This window comes from Agrobacterium sp. lyk4-40-TYG-31 (assembly GCF_030209855.1).
In the GTDB taxonomy this organism is placed as follows: Bacteria; Pseudomonadota; Alphaproteobacteria; order Rhizobiales; family Rhizobiaceae; genus Agrobacterium; species Agrobacterium vaccinii.
Genome location: NZ_JARVRE010000009.1, coordinates 67611 through 85703 on the forward strand (window position 1 = coordinate 67611; position 18093 = coordinate 85703).

17 protein-coding genes are annotated in these 18093 nt (G+C 58.2%); 11 read left to right on the forward strand and 6 right to left on the reverse strand.

The genetic code is table 11. From position 1 onward, the window contains the following. Window positions 1–4 precede the first annotated feature (4 nt). A complete protein-coding gene (locus tag QRN55_RS17145) occupies window positions 5–2098 on the reverse strand; it encodes a bifunctional rhamnulose-1-phosphate aldolase/short-chain dehydrogenase (protein ID WP_284777617.1) in 2094 nt (697 codons plus the stop codon). 202 nt (window positions 2099–2300) lie between these two features. On the opposite strand from QRN55_RS17145, the gene QRN55_RS17150 reads away from it, so the two are divergent. The 7 genes from QRN55_RS17150 (at window position 2301) to QRN55_RS17180 (ending at window position 9657) form a co-directional block, all read left to right on the forward strand. Further along, window positions 2301–3128 carry a DeoR/GlpR family DNA-binding transcription regulator gene (locus QRN55_RS17150; protein WP_284777618.1) on the forward strand — a complete coding sequence of 276 codons (828 nt, stop codon included), beginning with the start codon at window positions 2301–2303 and terminating at the stop codon, window positions 3126–3128. Window positions 3129–3174: 46 nt separating this feature from the next. Next, window positions 3175–4185 (forward strand): rhamnose ABC transporter substrate-binding protein, encoded by a 1011-nt coding sequence (rhaS, locus tag QRN55_RS17155; RefSeq protein WP_173995996.1) that lies wholly within the window; start codon window positions 3175–3177, stop codon window positions 4183–4185. Between the two features lie 220 nt (window positions 4186–4405). Beyond that, the gene (locus tag QRN55_RS17160) at window positions 4406–5941 is read left to right on the forward strand and encodes a sugar ABC transporter ATP-binding protein (protein WP_284777619.1); all 1536 of its coding nucleotides are present in this window, start codon (window positions 4406–4408) and stop codon (window positions 5939–5941) included. A gap of 13 nt (window positions 5942–5954) precedes the next feature. After that, on the forward strand, window positions 5955–6956 hold the full coding sequence (locus QRN55_RS17165; protein ID WP_284777620.1) for an ABC transporter permease: 1002 nt from the start codon (window positions 5955–5957) through the stop codon (window positions 6954–6956). Next, window positions 6953–7960, forward strand: coding sequence for an ABC transporter permease (locus tag QRN55_RS17170; RefSeq protein WP_284777621.1), 1008 nt, complete (start codon window positions 6953–6955; stop codon window positions 7958–7960). The genes QRN55_RS17165 and QRN55_RS17170 overlap by 4 nt, the downstream gene beginning before the upstream one ends. 3 nt (window positions 7961–7963) lie before the next feature. Continuing rightward, entirely contained in the window at window positions 7964–8287 is a 324-nt protein-coding gene (rhaM, locus tag QRN55_RS17175; protein ID WP_284777622.1) for an L-rhamnose mutarotase, read from the forward strand. Beyond that, window positions 8284–9657 carry an FGGY-family carbohydrate kinase gene (locus tag QRN55_RS17180; protein ID WP_284777623.1) on the forward strand — a complete coding sequence of 458 codons (1374 nt, stop codon included), beginning with the start codon at window positions 8284–8286 and terminating at the stop codon, window positions 9655–9657. Before rhaM ends, QRN55_RS17180 begins: the two co-directional genes overlap by 4 nt. Here the strand turns inward: QRN55_RS17180 and QRN55_RS17185 are convergent. From QRN55_RS17185 to QRN55_RS17195, 3 genes are all read right to left on the reverse strand, one after another. Then, window positions 9654–10049: a DUF2177 family protein gene (locus tag QRN55_RS17185; protein ID WP_111839940.1), complete on the reverse strand. Its 396-nt coding sequence runs from the start codon at window positions 10047–10049 to the stop codon at window positions 9654–9656. The two genes, QRN55_RS17180 and QRN55_RS17185, sit on opposite strands and share 4 nt — an antisense overlap. A gap of 199 nt (window positions 10050–10248) precedes the next feature. Then, entirely contained in the window at window positions 10249–10908 is a 660-nt protein-coding gene (locus QRN55_RS17190) for a ChrR family anti-sigma-E factor (protein ID WP_284777624.1), read from the reverse strand. After that, window positions 10905–11516, reverse strand: a complete 612-nt coding sequence (locus QRN55_RS17195) for a sigma-70 family RNA polymerase sigma factor (protein WP_233135831.1) — start codon at window positions 11514–11516, stop codon at window positions 10905–10907. Before QRN55_RS17195 ends, QRN55_RS17190 begins: the two co-directional genes overlap by 4 nt. 185 nt (window positions 11517–11701) lie before the next feature. Here QRN55_RS17195 and QRN55_RS17200 point away from each other — a divergent pair, with 185 nt between their 5' ends. From QRN55_RS17200 to QRN55_RS17215, 4 genes are all read left to right on the forward strand, one after another. Continuing rightward, window positions 11702–13063 (forward strand): NAD(P)/FAD-dependent oxidoreductase, encoded by a 1362-nt coding sequence (locus tag QRN55_RS17200; protein WP_284777625.1) that lies wholly within the window; start codon window positions 11702–11704, stop codon window positions 13061–13063. Further along, the gene (locus QRN55_RS17205) at window positions 13060–13893 is read left to right on the forward strand and encodes a DUF1365 domain-containing protein (RefSeq protein ID WP_284777626.1); all 834 of its coding nucleotides are present in this window, start codon (window positions 13060–13062) and stop codon (window positions 13891–13893) included. Before QRN55_RS17200 ends, QRN55_RS17205 begins: the two co-directional genes overlap by 4 nt. 22 nt (window positions 13894–13915) lie before the next feature. Continuing rightward, complete coding sequence (locus tag QRN55_RS17210) at window positions 13916–15097, forward strand: SAM-dependent methyltransferase (RefSeq protein ID WP_284777627.1); 1182 nt, start codon at window positions 13916–13918, stop codon at window positions 15095–15097. 368 nt (window positions 15098–15465) lie between these two features. After that, window positions 15466–15711 (forward strand): DUF982 domain-containing protein, encoded by a 246-nt coding sequence (locus QRN55_RS17215; protein ID WP_111839946.1) that lies wholly within the window; start codon window positions 15466–15468, stop codon window positions 15709–15711. A gap of 89 nt (window positions 15712–15800) precedes the next feature. On the opposite strand, the gene QRN55_RS17220 is transcribed toward QRN55_RS17215, so the two are convergent. Then, window positions 15801–16193: a PRC-barrel domain-containing protein gene (locus QRN55_RS17220; protein ID WP_112497719.1), complete on the reverse strand. Its 393-nt coding sequence runs from the start codon at window positions 16191–16193 to the stop codon at window positions 15801–15803. Between the two features lie 135 nt (window positions 16194–16328). After that, window positions 16329–18005, reverse strand: coding sequence for an ABC transporter permease (locus QRN55_RS17225; protein WP_502871345.1), 1677 nt, complete (start codon window positions 18003–18005; stop codon window positions 16329–16331). Window positions 18006–18093 lie beyond the last annotated feature (88 nt).

The following is an 18093-nucleotide window of genomic DNA, read 5'->3' on the forward strand; positions in this document are numbered from 1 at the left end:
GCATTTAGCGGGTGAAACTTTGCGCATTGCCTGCATCGACATTGATGATGTTGCCGGTCGATTTGGCCGAGGCATCCGATGTCAGGAAGTAGATCGCTTCCGCAATATCCTCCGGGAAAACATTCAGCTTCAGCATGGAGCGATTGCGATAATGCTCCTCAAGATCGGTGACTTCGATCTTCGAGGAGGCTGCCCGCTGCTCTCTCCATTCGCCATTCCAGATCTTTGAACCACGCAGAACCGCGTCAGGGTTGACGGTGTTGACGCGGATACCCGCATCTGCCCCTTCGAGCGCAAGGCACCGTGCCAGATGGATTTCGGCAGCTTTTGCCGTGCAATAGGCGGAAGCGTTTGGCGAAGAAGCCAGACCGTTCTTCGATGCCACGAAGACGACATTGCCGCCAAGCTTTTGACGACGGAACAGCCGGAAGGCTTCTCGTGAAACGAGGAAATAGCCGGTTGCCAGAATGTCGATGTTCTTGTTCCACATGGCAAGTGTGGTGTCTTCGACAGGCGCAGACGAGGCAATGCCGGCATTGGAGACGAGAATATCAACGCCACCGAATTCAACGCTGGCTTCGACAAAGGCTGACAGCACCGCGTCTTCCTTGGTCACGTCAAGCTTTACAGTGCGAACGGCATCCGCACTGAACCGCTTTTCGAAATCGCCCTTGGTGGCTTCCAAAGCGCCTTCGTCAATATCTGCCAGCACCACGCAGGCACCTTCATTTGCAAGACGTTCCGCCGTTGCGCGGCCAATGCCACCGGCACCGCCGGTGATGAAAGCCACGCGGCCAGCCAAGCTCTTCGGCTTTGGCATACGCTGAAGCTTCGCCTCTTCCAGCAGCCAATATTCGATATCGAAGGCTTCCTGCTCCGGCAGGCCCTGATAGTCCGAAACCGTGGAAGCCCCGCGCATCACATTGATGGCGTTGACGTAAAACTCACCGGCAATGCGTGCTGTTGCCTTATCCTTGGCAAAGGACAGCAGGCCGACGCCAGGGATGAGGAAGATCACCGGGTTAGGATCCCGAATCCCAGGCGAATTGTCGTGCTTGCACGTCTCGTAATATCTGACGTAATCGGCGCGGTAATCGGCAAGCGCCTGATCAAGACCGCCAAGCAGCGCATCCACATCGGGATTTGCCGTATCGAGATCGAGGATCAACGGGCGGATCTTGGTGCGCAGGAAATGGTCCGGGCAGGATGTGCCGAGCGCACCCAGCGGCTTCAAATCCTTGGAATTGACGAATTCCAGCACGGCATCCTGATCGTCGAAATGACCGAGCTTGCGCTCATCACGACCGATCCGGCCACGAATTTCCGGCATCAGGCGGGCTGCGATGTCTCGACGCTGTTCTGGTGACAGGCTTTTGGCCACGGCACCACCGAAAATAGTCTTGCTCTCGGTTTCCTTGGCGAACCACTCGATGGCTTTGTTGATGATCTCCAGCGTCAGTTCGTAGCAGGCCTTTGCATCATTATCCCAGGTAAACAGGCCATGGCTTTCCAGTACCACGCCCTTGGCGGCGGGGTTTGCCTTGACGAAGGCTTCGAGGTCGAGACCCAGCTGGAAGCCGGGGCGGCGCCATGGCAGCCAGCCGATATCAGCCCCGAAAATCTGCTGCGTCAACTCTTTCGAATTTTTTGAAGCAGCAATGGCTATGATTGCATCCGGGTGCATGTGATCGACGTGATCGAACGGCACGAAACCGTGCAGCGGCGTATCGATGGAGGCGGCGCGCGGGTTGAGATTGAAGGTGCAATGGGGCAGGAAACCGACCATGCGGTCTTCGTCTTCCACACCCTTGTAGATGCTTTTCAAGGCTTCCAGCTTGTCCAGATAGAGCGTGGCAAAGCCATCCAGCTTGATGGTGCCGACATCGCCGCCCGAACCCTTCACCCACATGACGCGGACCTTTTCGCCCGTCAGCGGGTCATTCTCAAGCACCTTGGCGGAGGTATTGCCGCCGCCATAATTGGTGATGCGCTTGTCTGCACCCAGCAGGTTGGAGCGATAGAGCAGCTTGCCCGGCTCATCGAGTGTTGCCGCATAGGCATCATCCCAGCGGTTTTCGAGAAGACCCGTCTGGCCCATCGCAATATCCTCCCACGTCGTTTATCTGCAGACTTTCAAACCAGCCCGCCTCCCAATGCAGGCAGGTATCGCGCATTCAAAACGACAATGTCAATCAAAAACGATCATAAATTTTCATGCTGCATCGCACAATTGTTTATTTTGATCGAACTTGATTGACAACATCAGCACTTTACGAATAACTGACCATCAGGAGGACCCCATGCACGAAAGCGAACGCCATCGCATCATCTTGAGCGCCATACAGGAAAAGCCTGTGGTGACGGTGCAGGATATTGCCGAATTGACGGACGCTTCCGAAGCGACGATCCGGCGCGATATCGCCTCCCTGCATGTTCAGGGAAAGTTGCGGCGGGTGCGTGGCGGGGCTGAGGCTGTGCACCCACCACAGCTCGGAAATCTGGCCGCACGGCCATTTCGGGTTTCTGAATCGGTCAATATCGACAAGAAACGCGCAATTGCACGCAAGGCGGTGGATCTCTGTGAGGAAGGCGACGCCATCATCATCAATGGTGGCACCACCACTTTCCAGATGGTGCATTACATGTCGGCCCGCCGTTTGCAGGTCATGACAAATTCCTTTGCGATTGCAGAGCATCTGGTCAAGCATTCCAAGTGCAATGTCAGCGTTCCCGGCGGCGCGATCTATCGCGACCAGAGCCTGATTTTGTCGCCCTTCGAAAATGACGCGATCCGCAATTTTTATGCGCGGCGCATCTTCATCGGCGCGCAGGGCGTGGGCGCGCTTGGCATCATGGAATCGGATGCTCTGGTCATTCAGAGCGAACAGAAACTGATGCGGCAGGCGGAAGAGCTGATCGTGATGATCGACTCGTCCAAGTTCCGCAAACGCTCAAGCCTCATTCTCTGCCCGCTGGAAAACGTGTCCACCATCATTACCGATGAGGGCATTTCAGATGAGGCGGCGCGGATGGTGGAGGCAGCGGGCGTAACGTTGATCGTGGCCGGACCGGCAGCGGCGGCGCAGACGCGACCGCCAGACGAGGAGGATTCCGCTTCGGTTGCTTGAGGAGCACCGCAGCGGAGAATGAAGTTCAATCGGGAGGAGAACCAACATGAAACTGTCACGCAGAAGATTAAGCCAGGCCCTGGCACTCAGCGTCGCCATCGGCGTTGCCGGTTTTGGCGGCATGGCGCAGGCGAAAGACATCAAGATCGCGCTGGTCGTGAAGTCGCTTGGCAACGGCTTCTTTGAAGCTGCCAACAAGGGCGCGCAGGAAGCCGCAAAGGAACTGGGCGGTGTCGAGATCATCTATACCGGCCCGACCACGACGACAGCCGAAGGCCAGATCGAGGTCATCAATTCGCTGATTGCGCAGGGCGTGGATGCCATCGCCATTTCCGCCAACGATCCGGACGCGGTTGTGCCAGCCCTCAAGAAGGCGGCACAGCGTGGCATCAAGGTTATCTCATGGGATAGCGGTGTTGCACCGGCAGGCCGTATTCTCCAGCTCAACCCTTCTTCCAACGCGCTGATTGGCAAAATGTGCTTGCAGCTGGCTGCCGCGCATCTGGAAGGCGGCAAGGGCGATTTCGCCATCCTCTCTGCCACCACGACATCCACGAACCAGAACATCTGGATCGATGAGATGAAGAAGCAGCTGAAGGACTTCCCCGGCCTTAACCTCGTGACCACCGTTTACGGTGACGACCTTGCCGACAAGAGCTACCGCGAAGCACAGGGCCTGCTCACATCGCAGCCCAATGTGAAGGTCATCGTCGCCCCCACCACGGTCGGCGTGCTGGCGGCATCGCAGGCGGTGAAGGATGCGGGCAAGATCGGCCAGGTCTTCGTGACCGGTCTCGGCCTTCCCTCCGAAATGGCGGGTGCCATCAAGTCCGGCGCGACAAAGGAATTCGCCATCTGGAACCCCATCGACCTTGGCTATTCCGCCACCCAGATCGCCTACCGCCTCGTCAAGGGCGAAGCAGACGGCAAGCCGGGTTCGGAAATCGCAGCCGGACGCATGGGCAAGATCAAGGTCGGCGAGAACAGCGAAGCCGCGATGGCCGATCCGTTTGTTTATGACGCGAAGAATATCGACCAGTTCTCGAAGATTTTCTGATGTATGGAGCTGAGGGTGGGGCTTACCCCCCCTCTGCCCTGCCGGGCATCTCCCCCTCAAGGGGGAGATCGGCAAGACGCATGCGCGCCACTTCAAGCTCGACAATCGAGATGGTCGAAAGGTTGCCGCAATCCGATCTCCCCCCTTGAGGGGGAGATGTCCGGCAGGACAGAGGGGGGTGGCCCCACCCACAAACTCCAATAACTGACTGGCAAGACTGATGATGCAGGCTAAAACCAAAATCATGGATGCTCCCGAGGCCTCAACCACCTCGCCCATTCTCGAAATGCGCGGCATCAGCCAGATATTCCCCGGCGTCAAAGCCTTGGATGGCGTCAACATCCGCCTCTACCCCGGCAAGGTCACAGCCCTCATCGGTGAAAACGGTGCTGGCAAATCCACGCTCGTCAAAATCCTCACCGGCATCTACCGCCCCAACGAGGGCGAAATCCTGCTGGATGGTCATCCCGTCACATTCCACAGCGCGCAGGACGCCATTGACGCCGGCGTGACTGCCATTCATCAGGAAACCGTGCTGTTTGACGAGCTTTCCGTGGGTGAAAACATCTTTCTCGGCCACGCGCCCAGGGGGCGCTTCGGGCTGATCGACTGGAAAACCATCAACGACAAATCCCGCGCTTTGCTGGAGCGGCTGGAAAGCAAGATCGATCCGACCATCCGGCTGAAAGACCTCTCGATTGCGCAGCGCCATCTGGTGGCGATTGCCCGTGCCTTGTCGGTCGAAGCCCGCATCGTCATCATGGACGAGCCGACAGCCGCCCTTTCGCGCAAGGAAATCGACGATCTTTTCCGCATCGTGGAAAACCTGAAACGACAGGGCAAGGCCATCCTGTTCATCAGCCACAAATTCGATGAGGTCTATGAGATCGCCGAAAGCTACGCGGTTTTTCGTGATGGCAAGATGGTCGGTTCGGGTGATCTGAAAGCAACGCCACAGGACGAAATCGTGCGGCTGATGGTGGGACGCGATGTGAAGGATGCCTTTCCCAAGCAGGCCGTCAACATCGGCACCACGACGCTCTCTGTCAAAAGCTACTGCCACGATACCGAGTTCCGCGACATTTCCTTCGATCTGCGCAAGGGCGAAATTCTCGGGCTTTACGGGTTGATTGGTGCCGGGCGTTCGGAGCTTTGCCAGTCGCTGTTCGGCATCACCCGCCCCGCATCCGGCACCTTGACGCTGGATGGTCAGCAGATTTCCATCCGCAGCCCGCAAGACGCGATTCACGCTGGCATTGTCTATGTGCCGGAAGAGCGCGGGCGGCACGGGCTGGCGCTCGATCTGCCGATCTATCAGAACATGTCGCTGCCATCGCTGGCGCGGACATCGCGCAAGGGGTTTCTGGCCGCGGCCAACGAATTTGCGCTCGCCCGCAAATATGCCTCGCGTCTGGATCTGCGCGCCGCGGCCCTCTCGGTTCCGGTCGGCACACTCTCGGGCGGCAACCAGCAGAAGGTGGTCATCGGTAAATGGCTCGCCACCCAGCCCAAGGTCATCATTCTGGATGAGCCGACCAAGGGCATCGATATCGGTTCCAAGGCCGCAGTCCACGGCTTTATCAGCGAATTGGCCGCCGAGGGACTGTCGATCATCATGATTTCATCCGAATTGCCGGAAATTCTGGGCATGTCGGACCGCGCCATCGTCATGCGCGAAGGTCTGATGGCGGGCGTGTTCGAACGAACAGATTTTTCAGCCGAAAAGCTGGTGCGCGCTGCCACAGGAAACGCGTGAGAGGACCAACGCCATGAAAAGACTATTGAAAAATCGAGAATGGCTGCTGGCAGGCATCATCATCGCCTTGATCGCGGGCTTCTCCATGCGTTCCCCCGGTTTCGAGCGCCCCGGAAATCTCGTCAATATCTTCAATGACACGTCGATCCTCATCATTCTGGCGCTCGGCCAGATGGCGGTGATCCTGACGAAATCCATCGATCTCTCTGTTGCCGCCAACCTTGCCTTTACCGGCATGGCCGTGGCCATGACCAATGCGGCCTTTCCCTCGATACCCCTGCCCTTCCTCATTGCCATGGCGGTTGTGATCGGCGCGTTCTTAGGGTCGATCAACGGCATTCTGGTCTGGTGGCTGGGCCTGCCCTCCATCGTCGTGACGCTCGGCACCCTGACCATTTATCGCGGCATGGCCTTCGTTCTCTCAGGCGGCGCATGGGTCAATGCGCATCAAATGTCGCCAACGTTCCTGAATATTCCACGCACGCCGATTTTTGGAATGCCTGTTCTATCCTGGGTCGCCGTCTTCATTATTGCGGGCGCATGGCTGGTCCTGACCCGCACTTCCTTCGGACGCTCGGCCTATGCCTCCGGCGGGAATCCGGGCGCTGCCGTCTATGCGGGCATCGATGTGGGTCGCACGCGCTTTCTGGCCTTTGTGCTTTCCGGTGTTTTGGCGGGGCTGGCGAGCTACCTCTGGGTGTCGCGTTATGCGGTTGCCTATGTCGATATCGCATCCGGCTTTGAGCTGGACAGCGTTGCCGCCAATGTCATCGGCGGCATATCGATTGCCGGTGGCATCGGCTCGGTTGCCGGTGCGGTGCTGGGGGCTCTGTTTCTCGGGGTCATCAAGAATGCGCTGCCCGTCATCGGCATTTCGCCCTTTGCGCAGATGGCAATCTCGGGCGTCGTGATCGTGTTGGCCGTGGTGTTCAACGCCCGCGCCGAAGCCAAAAAGGGCCGCATCATCCTGCGCGACAGGGCCAAGACTGAAATCACCAAGGAGGCTTCGGCATGAGCATGACCGCACCCGAAACCTCGACACCCCGCGTCATTCCAGACAAGCTCGGCACGCCGTTCAAGCGCATCATGGCCAGCTGGGAAGTGCTGCTTTTAGGCGTGGCGATCTTGATCTTTATCGTCAACTCCTTCGCATCGCCTTACTTTCTTGATGCCTATAACCTCTCGGACGCCACCTTCAACTTCACCGAAAAGGCGCTGATCGCCTTTGCCATGGCGCTTTTGATCATCGCGGGCGAAATCGATCTTTCGGTCGCCGCCATCATCGCGCTGGCCTCCACCGTCATGGGTTATGCGGTACAGATGGGGGTCGGCACGCCGGGCCTTGTGGCACTCGGCATCGGCACCGGCCTTGCCTGCGGTGCCTTCAACGGCTTTCTGGTGGCGGGTTTGCGACTACCCTCCATCGTCGTCACCATCGGCACGATGAGCCTGTTTCGTGGAATATCCTATCTCGTTCTGGGCGATCAGGCCTTTGGCAAATACCCGGAAAGCTTTGCCTATTTCGGACAGGGCTATGTGTTCTGGGTCATATCCTTCGAATTCATTCTGTTCGTGGTCATGGCTGTCATCTTCGCCATTCTGCTGCATGCCACCAATTTTGGCCGTCAGGTCTTCGTCATCGGCACCAACCCGTTTGCGGCGCGCTTTTCCGGCATTCCGGTGGAACGGGTAAAGTTCATCCTGTTCCTGCTGACGGGCCTCATGAGCGGCATCGCTGCCGTCTGCCTCACCTCGCGTCTTGGCTCCACCCGTCCCTCCATCGCGCAAGGCTGGGAGCTGGAAGTGGTGACGATGGTGGTGCTGGGTGGCGTTTCCATTCTGGGCGGCTCCGGCACCATTGGCGGGGTGGTGATTGCGGCCTTCGTCATGGGCCTCGTCACCTTCGGGCTTGGCCTGCTCAACGTGCCCGGCATCGTCATGTCCATCTTCGTCGGGCTTCTCCTGATCATCACCATCGCCATTCCCATCGTCGTGCGCCGCCTGCGCGCCATGAGGTAGACCATGTCAGAACTCGAAAAACACGCCTTCAAGATGAAGCTCTTTCCCGGCATGGAAGCCGAGTACCGCAAACGCCATGACGAGATCTGGCCGGAACTGGTCACGCTTCTGCACGAGGCGGGCGTGAGCGATTATTCCATCCACCTCGACCCTGAAACAAACATTCTCTTCGGCGTTTTGACCCGCCCAAAAAGCCATGGCATGGCCGCCCTGCCCGATCATCCGGTGATGAAACGCTGGTGGGCGCATATGGCCGACATCATGGAGAGCCATCAGGATAACTCCCCTGTTGCGACCGACCTCGTGACGCTGTTTCATCTGCCATGATCGTCAAGAATGTCGCCGTCATCGATATCGGCAAGACACACGCCAAGCTGATTGTGGTCGATGGCGAGAGCGGCGAGGAAATTGCGTCTCGCAAGATCGCCAACAGGGTGCTGAGCGCACCGCCTTATCCGCATTACGATATCGAGACGCTGTGGAGTTTCATCATTGAGGGGCTGGCGGCGTTTCGCGAGCAGCCAGGGTATCAGGCCATTTCCATCACCACTCACGGTGCCAGCGCCGTGCTACTGAATAGCCAAGGTGATCTGGCCCTGCCGGTTCTCGATTACGAACACAGCTATCCCGAAGACATTCAAAAGACCTATGCGGCTCTTCGCCCGCCTTTCGGAGAGACGTTCTCGCCTGCTCTGCCGATGGGGCTGAATGTCGGGGCGCAGCTGCATTATCAGAAGACTGCGTTTCCGGATGATTTCGCTGACATCAGCGACATCCTGACCTATCCGCAATATTGGGCTTACCGACTGACGGGCGTGAAGGCCAATGAGGCCACATCGCTGGGCTGCCACACAGATCTCTGGCAACCCGGCGCGGCGACATTTTCGAGTCTGCCGGAAACGCTCGGCATCGCCAATCTGCTCGCGCCGGTGCGTTCTGCTTTTGATGCGCTCGGGCCCATCGTGCCGGAGATCGCGGCGAGGATCGGCATCGATGGCGAGATACCGGTCTATTGCGGCCTTCACGATTCCAATGCGTCGCTGCTGCCGCATCTGATGGTGCGCAAAGGTCCGTTTTCGGTCGTGTCGACCGGGACATGGGTCATCTGCTTTGGCGTCGGCGCGCTATTGGAAACGCTTGACTCGGCGCGCGATACGCTGGTCAATGTCGATGCTTTCGGCAAGCCGGTGCCTTCGGCGCGTTTCATGGGTGGGCGGGAATTCGAGATGCTGACGGTGGGTCTTACCCTGCCGAGCGAGGCTGAGTGTGGCGCGGCACTGGAGACAGTTCTGGCGGATGATATTCTCTATCTGCCAAATGCTGCGGAAGGTTCTGGGCCTTATCCCGGTCGAAAGGGCCACTGGCTGAACGAACCACGAGGCGACGCGGAGCGCCATGTTGCGGCAAGTCTCTATGCGGCGATGATGACGGCGTCTTGTCTCTCACTAGTCGGCAATGCCACAACGACCATCGTGGAAGGTCCGTTCGGGAGCAATGGCGTTTACACGCAGGCGCTGGCAGCAGTAACCGGATCGGACGTGCTGGTGACCGATAGCAACAGCCCGTCTGGCACGGCGCTCGGGGCTGCGCTGCTTGCGATCAGGCATGCGCCGCGACAATCCTATCACGCCGTTGAAGCACTTCACGGCGTCTCGGATTATTACAGCAAATGGCGGAAGATCGTGGAAACCGATTAGGCCACGGCCTGAACCAGCCAGAAACCGCCGACAGCGGCGAGGCCTGTCAGGAAGGTTCCCCAAAGAATATCAGCCACACAGATGCGCCATGACCAGCCCTTCAACGTAGAAAGATTGGTCATATCATAGGTGCCATAGGCGAAGCCGCCGAGGATCGCGCCGGAGGTGAGCGCCGTGCTCCAGCCGCCGCCATTCAAGGCAGGGACGACGGCGAAATAGACGATACCGGCGATATAAAAGAGGTAGAAGATGCCAGCGGCAGCGAAATTGGGTTTTGGTAGCAGAAGCGGGCCGATCTCACGCTTGTAAAAGCTGGATGCCTTCGACAACCAGATGAAATCCAGACCAAAAAAGACGATGGCCGTGCCGATATAGGCGACGAGAAGCTGCATGCTTTTGTTTCCTTAATGGGCTGGCGAATTCCAGAGTAGCGCTACTGCGCTTATTCCTGTGCTTGTGGCTAGAACGCGTCTGCACGGCAAAAAAACTATCCTCAACCTAAGGACTTGGGCTGGCTGGATTGACGGGCGCGGGAATGAGGGCATTGCGGGTCACGCGATTTCTTCTTCTGCGACCTGCATCCATTCCTGATTATATTCCCAGAACCGGCTGTACCAACCGAACCAGCCAACTCTTGAACTTCAACGGCGCGTCGGTGACGGCAAGACAGATGCAATCTTCGCCTTCGCCCGCGATCGGCTGGTGCGTCAGATCCTCGTCGGCCTCTTCGAAATCACCGCGGCGGAAGACATCGTTGCCATCCTTGAAGTAACCGGAGAGCACGACCGTGAGTTCACGCCCGCCATGGGTATGTTCCGGCACAGGCTTTCCCGCCGGGATGCGCAGCAGGCGAACATTGGCCTCGCCATCGCGTGTGCGAATGGGGAAATGGTAGGCGCCGGGGCCAAGCTGCTTCCACTTCAGCGCATCCACATCGCCGCCTGCATAGGACCGCAGCGGCTCCGGCAGCACGGCGCCGTCATGTGTCTGGACTGCGGGCGGGGACGACACAATTGTTGCATCCGCCTTCAGGAGCTTGCGTATTTTCTGCCACTGATCTTCAGACACTTCATCTACGGGTGTGATATCGCTCAGCAGCGCGCCGCCGGTCATCTCAAGTGCTTCCAGCCGCTGGCGGCTTTCGGGACATAGGGCCAAATGCGTCGATACCGCAAGGCTCCAACTTTCGCCGAGACTTCCCGATGCGTAATCCAGCAGCAATTCGTCGCTAACCTTGTGATTTACCCTCATGAGCGTGACTCCAGCGCGGTGCGAAGCTTGGCAAAGGCAAGACGGATGCGAGACTTGACCGTGCCGATGGGCAGACCAAGCTGCTGTGCGATGGTGCTGTGGGAGGCCTCATCGAAAAAAGAGCGTTTCAACAGATCGAGCTGTTCCTGCGGCAGTTGCGCCAGCGCCCGGTGCAGACGTTCGGCATCCTGCACCTCTTCCATCTGTGTATCAGCTGCGGGCGCATCGTCTTTCACAAAGGCCGGGTCGTTGATATCGAACTCGGGGCGCTTGTCCTTGCGGTGCGCATCGATCCTCAGATTTCGGGCTATTCTGAATATCCAGGCCGAGACATTGCCCCGGGCCGGATCGAAAAGAGCGGCCTTGTTCCAGACCGTCATCATTGTTTCCTGCATCAGTTCCTCAGCGGCCTGTGCATCGCGCACTTGCCGTAACATATAAATCCGCACACGCGGTCCGTAATAGCGGAACAGCACTTCGAACGCTTCGACGCTACGCTCGCCAGCCACGGCCTTGATCAGCGCCGGACATTGATTTTCGATGTCGTCCTTGACGGTATTGCTCATGCGGATCGGCTTCACTCCGCTTCCATGCGACTTGCCAACCATCGGATTGTTCCGAGGGCGGCTCATATACTGGCACGCAGGGCCCGTTATGGAAACGTTTATTGTCATGAATCCGATTACGCCACGGTGCTGAAATCGGATCACCGACAATAAAAATTCTGCCGCAAGCAATCCAGTCGGCGACCTGCCTCGTAAATGCTGACAAGACAAATGCGGAACCGAACGTCATGGACTTTCAGACAGGCACCAGCAACCGATCTCACAGAAAACGGATTGCCGTGATCGGTTCGGGCATTTCGGGCCTTTCCGCCGCATGGTTGCTGGATCAGAGCGCCGAGGTGACGCTGTTCGAGGCGGATAACCGTCTGGGTGGCCACGCCAATACCGTCTCGGTCGATCTGCCGGGCAAAGACACGATTGCCGTCGATACCGGTTTCATCGTCTATAACGAGCGGAATTATCCTAACCTCGTCGCCCTCTTCAAGCACCTGGGCGTGGAAACCACCGCCTCCGACATGTCTTTTGCGGCATCGATTTCCGGCGGCAAGCTGGAATATTCCGGGTCCAACATTTCAGGCCTGTTCGGGCAGAGGTCCAACCTGTTGCGCCCGCGTTTCTGGCGGATGGTGCGCGATGTGATGCGCTTTTATAAGACAGCGCCCGATCTGCTGCATGATGGCTCGCTGGAAGGCGTGAGCCTCGGTGACTATCTCGACCAGAACAATTATTCGCAAAGCTTCATAGACGATCATCTGCTGCCGATGGGCGCGGCCATCTGGTCGACCACGGCTTCCGATATGCGCGCCTACCCGCTTCAGGCTTTCATACGCTTCTTCGTCAATCATGGCCTTGTGCAACTGGCAGATCGTCCGCAGTGGCGCACGGTGAAGGGCGGCAGTCGCGAATATGTTTCGCGCATCAAGGCGCAGTTCAAGGGCACCGTCGTCGTCAACAGCCAGATCGCAGCGGTGCGGCGTGATGGGGATGGCGTGAAGCTTCTCGACCGCTCCGGCCTGATGTCCGCCTTCGATGATGTCGTCATTGCCACCCATGCCGATCAGGCGCTGGCGCTGCTGGGCGATGCCGATAGCGATGAGCGCGCGGTGCTGGGTGCCTTTGAGTATACGCGCAACACTGCCGCTCTTCATTCCGACATCAACCTCATGCCGAAGCGCCGCAATGTCTGGTCCAGCTGGAATTATCTGAGCCAACCCGGTTCGCTGGGCACCGAACAGCTTTGCGTGACCTACTGGATGAACCGTCTCCAGAATATCAATGACGCAACGCCTCTGTTCGTGACGCTGAACCCGTCGCGTCCGATTGATCCAGCCAAGCTGATCCGCACATTCGATTACGCGCATCCGCTGTTCGACACCAAGGCGCTGGAGGCACAGAAGCTGCTGTGGAGCTTACAGGGCCGTCGCAACACCTGGTTCTGCGGCGCGCATTTCGGCAGCGGTTTCCACGAGGACGGGCTGCAATCTGGCCTCGCCGTTGCCGAGGCGCTGGGTGGCGTCAAGCGCCCTTGGACGGTCGAAAACGAGTCGGGCCGCATCTTCCTCACCCCGGAAAAGGTGCTGGCGCAATGAGCTTCCGTTCCGCCATTTATGCCGGACACGTCGTGCATGCGCGCCACCGCCCGCATGCCCACAAAATGCGCTACCGCGTGTTTTCCATGCTGCTGGACCTCGATGAACTCAACATTCTCGACAAGGGCCTGCGGCTGTTCGGTTATAACAGCGGAGCCGTCTTCAGCTTCCACGACAAAGACCACGGCGTTGGCGAAACGGGTCGCCTGAAGGACTGGGTCGCGCAGCATCTGGCTGATGCGGACATCGCACCTGCGCCTGAGGCATTGCGGGTGGACATGCTGTGTTACCCACGCATTTTCGGATATGTCTTCAATCCGCTGACGGTCTATTTCTGTTACGACCGTCAGGATGAGCGGCTGGTCGCTATTCTATACGAAGTGCGCAACACATTTCACGAACGCCACACCTATGTCATTCCCACGGATGCCGATCAGCCAGGAACGGTGCGACATTCCTGCGCCAAGGAAATGTATGTCTCGCCCTTCGTGCCGATGGAATGCAGCTATGATTTCCGTATCCAGCCGCCGGATGAGGCGGTTCTGGTCGCCATCAACGAGCAGGATCGCGATGGCGATTTGCTGTTTGCTTCCTTTTCCGGCAAGCGCCGCACCCTTGATGACAGGGCTTTGTTGAGCGCACTTTTAACCTATCCGTTGATGACCCTGAAGATCATGGGCGCGATCCACTGGGAAGCGCTGCGGCTTTGGGCAAAAGGCAATCCGATCTATCGACACAAGGCTGCACGCAACCGCATCGCCAGTTCCATCAAGGGAAAGAGCGCTGTTGCGGGCGCACCATCAGGAGGAATGAAAGATGAGCCACGCTGAACAGGAGACCAGCCCCTTTCTCATGGAACAAGCACCTCTCTGGCAGCGGATGATTTGTCGCCGCCTGAAAAACATCACCCATGGACGCCTGACCGTGCTGTTTCCCGGCGGCTATGAATATGTCGTTAGTGGACAGCAGCCCGGCCCGCACGGTGTCGTTTCGCTCAACAAAGGTCGCGTCGTTCGCCGGTTGTTGATGGGCGGCAGCCTTGGTTTTGCGCAGTCCTACATGGATGGCGACTGGGATACGCCCGATATCGCAACGCTTCTGGAAGTGGCCATTGCCAATGAGCAGAACTGGATGTCCGTGTCGGAGCCCGCGCGTCTGGTCTCCGCCTTCGCCTATCTGCGTCACCGCTTGCGCCGCAACTCCAAGTCCGGCAGCCGCCGCAACATCGCCTTCCATTACGATCTCGGCAACCGGTTCTATTCGGCCTGGCTGGACGAGACGATGACCTACTCATCGGCGCTGTTTGAAAAGCCGGGCCAAAGCCTTGCCGATGCGCAGAATGCCAAATACGACCGCATCGTAGAGCAGTTGAACATCAGACCCGATGACCATGTGCTGGAAGTCGGTTGCGGCTGGGGTGGCTTTGCCGAATATGCCATCGCCAAGACGGGATGCCGTGTGACCGGCCTCACGCTTTCGACCGAACAGGCCGATTTTGCGACGAAGCGCCTTGCAAAGGCGGGGCTCGCCCACCGTGCAGATATCCGGCTGGAAGATTACCGCGATTGCCAGGGCCAATTCTCGAAGATCGTCTCCATCGAAATGTTCGAAGCGGTGGGTGAAGAAAACTGGCCGACCTATTTCCAACGCTTGCGCGACCTTCTGGCCGACAAGGGTGAGGCCATGGTGCAGGTGATCACCATCGATGAAAGCCGTTTCGATGAATATCGCCGCAACGCCGACTTCATCCAGACCTACATCTTTCCCGGCGGCATGCTGCCAACCATCACCGCGTTCCAGAAAGCAGCAGCCGCCAAAGGCTTTGCGGTGCCCGACATGCTGCGGTTCGGCAAGGATTACGACCGAACTCTGATGCTGTGGGACCGGGCGTTTCTGGCGAACTGGCACCGCATTGAACCCATGGGTTTCGATGAGCGCTTCCGCCGCATGTGGCAATATTACCTGCATTACTGCGCAGCAGGCTTTAGAACCGACCGAATAGACGTCGTGCAGTTCAAACTGGCAAAGTCTTAAAACCAAAAAAAATGCGCTCTCGGGGCTATCGATGCCGAGAGCGCAATCTGCTCGCGCACAATGAATTTCTCATATTCATGGAACCTCACGCAGGCGCTCACGTTACGGTGAGTGTTATATGTTTCAGCATCGAACATTGCAGCAGCGGTCAGCCCGCTCGGTTCGATTTCACAAAGCGGAGATTATCCATGAATCAGATCATTTACATCGTCGGCCTGGTGGTCATCGTACTCGCAATTCTGTCCTTCTTCGGCTTCCGCTGAGACCACAACTTTACCGTTGTAAATCTGCGTCTTTGCAAATATTCTCTTCGATGGGAACCATGTCAGCTTATCGCTCGTTGACATGGGCTGTTAGGGAGGCGTCCGATGCAACAAACGAAATGGACAAAGCCTGTCGAAGTGAATTTCGACAAAGCCGACAAAGACGTAATCGCCGGCCCGTTCGACGCGCTGGCACTTTTAACTGAAAACTGGCCGCATACGCGTGGATTGACATTCGTCCGCGCCAGAAGCGCGTGCCGTGCTGCACTCGATGGTCGCAAGACTGCCGAGGAAGCGCGCAGGTGTTTTGAAGATGCGGTGTCTGAAGCAAAATTGCACCGGGCTCACTGAGATCGGATTTTGCGTTTACAACCGCAGCTTGATTTCTGATATCGTTGAACAAGAAAATGGCCCCTTCCGGGGCCATCTCTTCTTCGGTGTTACATCCAGTATGGCGGAACGCCGTAGTGGTCGTAAACGGTCCGGTCATCGCGACCGAGGAAACTCTCGTCATCACGGTTGGCAAAGCGTGGTCCGTTCTCGATCTGCTCCTTGGTGAGGTCGATGCGGTAGCCATCAAGCTCTTCATCGTAATGCAGCTTTTCCCATGGCAGCGGATAGTAGTCGTCACCGATACCCAGAAAGCCGCCGAAGCTCAGAACGGCGTAGGCGACGCGGCCACCGCGCTTTTCGAGGATGATGCGCTGAATAGAGCCGATCTTTTTGCTGTCTGCGCCGTAAACGCTGGTGCCTTCGACCTTGTCGCTGGCGATGAAGCTCGGCGTGTCCTTGACGTAGGGGTCCTGACCGGCGCGGGGTTCATGATGTACCATAACGTTTCCTCCTTAGGCTTGTATTCGTTATGGCTTGTAAACCCGAGGGCGGCAAAATCGTTCCGCCCAAAGTTGGCTGGCGCCAGTCCAGCACCTCGATCTCCGCTCGAAATGCAAAGCGCAGGATGAGCAGTATCAGCCCCTGACGCGGCCGATACGTGCGAGAAGAATAACGGGCAAAATTCCGATCACGACGATGGCGAGGGCGGCAATCGAGGCCTCCTCATAAGTGCCACGTGCGGCCTCACCATAGAGATGGGTGGCGAAGGTTTCGAAATTGAGCGGGCGCAAGAGAAGTGTCGCGGGCAGTTCCTTGACGCAGTCCACGAACACCAGGAGCGCAGCCGCCGCCATGGCTGCTTTCGACAAGGGCAGGTGAACGGCGCTGAATGTTGCGGTGGATGTGCGGCCAAGGGTGCGCGAGGCGTGATCAAAGGACATCGGAATACGGCTCAAGCCGGCATCGATCCCGCCGCCTGCTATCGTCAGGAAACGGGCGGCGTAGGCAAAGATCAGCGCAGCACCGCTGCCAATCAACAGCAGGCCGCTGGAAACGCCGAACCATTGTTGCAGCGTCTGATCCAGAAACCTGTCGAAACTTCCCAGCGCAATCAGCACGCCGATGGCGATCACGGTTCCCGGTGCCGCATAGCCGACCGTGGCCAACCGGAAAGACCAGAGCGAAGCCTTTCCGGGAATGATCCGCATGGCGTAGGCAACGACCAGCCCGGCACCCACGGTGACAAGCGTGGCGGTTCCAGCGAAAGCGACAGTATTCATGGCCTCCGAAGCAAAGCGTGATGACAGCCCGCTGAACTGGTAGCGCTTCCACGCCTCGACCATGAGATAGATGGCCGGGGCGACGAAACCGATCAGGATCGGCAATCCGCCAAGCAGAAACGCCAGCAAGCCGCTAAGCCCGCTAACACGGGCAGGAGCGAGCACCGTGCTCTTTTGTGCCGAGGTCGAATAGCGCTGCCTGCGCCGCGCCCATCGCTCTACGGCAATCAGCGCGACGACCAGCAGCAGCATGCACAGCGCAATCTGCGATGCGCCCGGCAGATCGGACTTGGTGACCCATGTCGTGTAGATCGAGACCGTCAGCGTTCGCACGCCGAGAAATTCAGATGCACCGATGTCGTTCAGCGCTTCCATCAATGCAAGGCTGATGCCGACGGCGATGGCTGGGCGCGCGAGCGGGACGGCGACGCGGAGAAACACGGCGCGCCGCGAGGTTCCCAGCATCCGCGCCGCATCCAGCAGATTACCGGCCTGCGTCAGAAACATCGCCCGGACAGGAATGTAGACATAAGGGTAAAGCACGAAGCCGAGCAGGATGATGCAGCCCGTCATCGAGCGGATATCGGGCAGCCGAAATTCGCGTGGGCTGGAATATCCCAGCAGCCAGCGAACAGCACCCTGCACCGGACCCAGCGGATGCAGAATGTCGAGATAGGCGTAGGCGACGATATAGGTGGGCATGGCCAGCGGCAGCAGCAGCGCCCATTCCAGCAGCTTTCGTCCGCGAAAATCATAGGCGCTGACGAGCCATGCGCTGGCCGTTCCTATAACCCCGGCAACAATGCCCACGCCAAGCAGCAGGATCAGTGTTTCGGGAAGTGCGGTTGCCAGTACCGTATTGCGCAGGTGCTCCCAAAGCCCAGAAGAGCCTTTGATAGCCTCTGATAACAGCGCCAGAACCGGCAGCATAGCCAGTGCCGCAATGCCGCATGATGCCACAAGCCACCAGGACGCGGAGGTGATCCGCAGTCTGGGTTTGGAACGGATAGCCGTGCAGTTGGTGGCGCGCATGCTGATCTTGGGTATCGCTTTGCTGGAAACAGGCAAGGCGCCCGCGGGAAGCGGGCGCCTGAGATTGTCGAGAATAAATCGCTCGCTC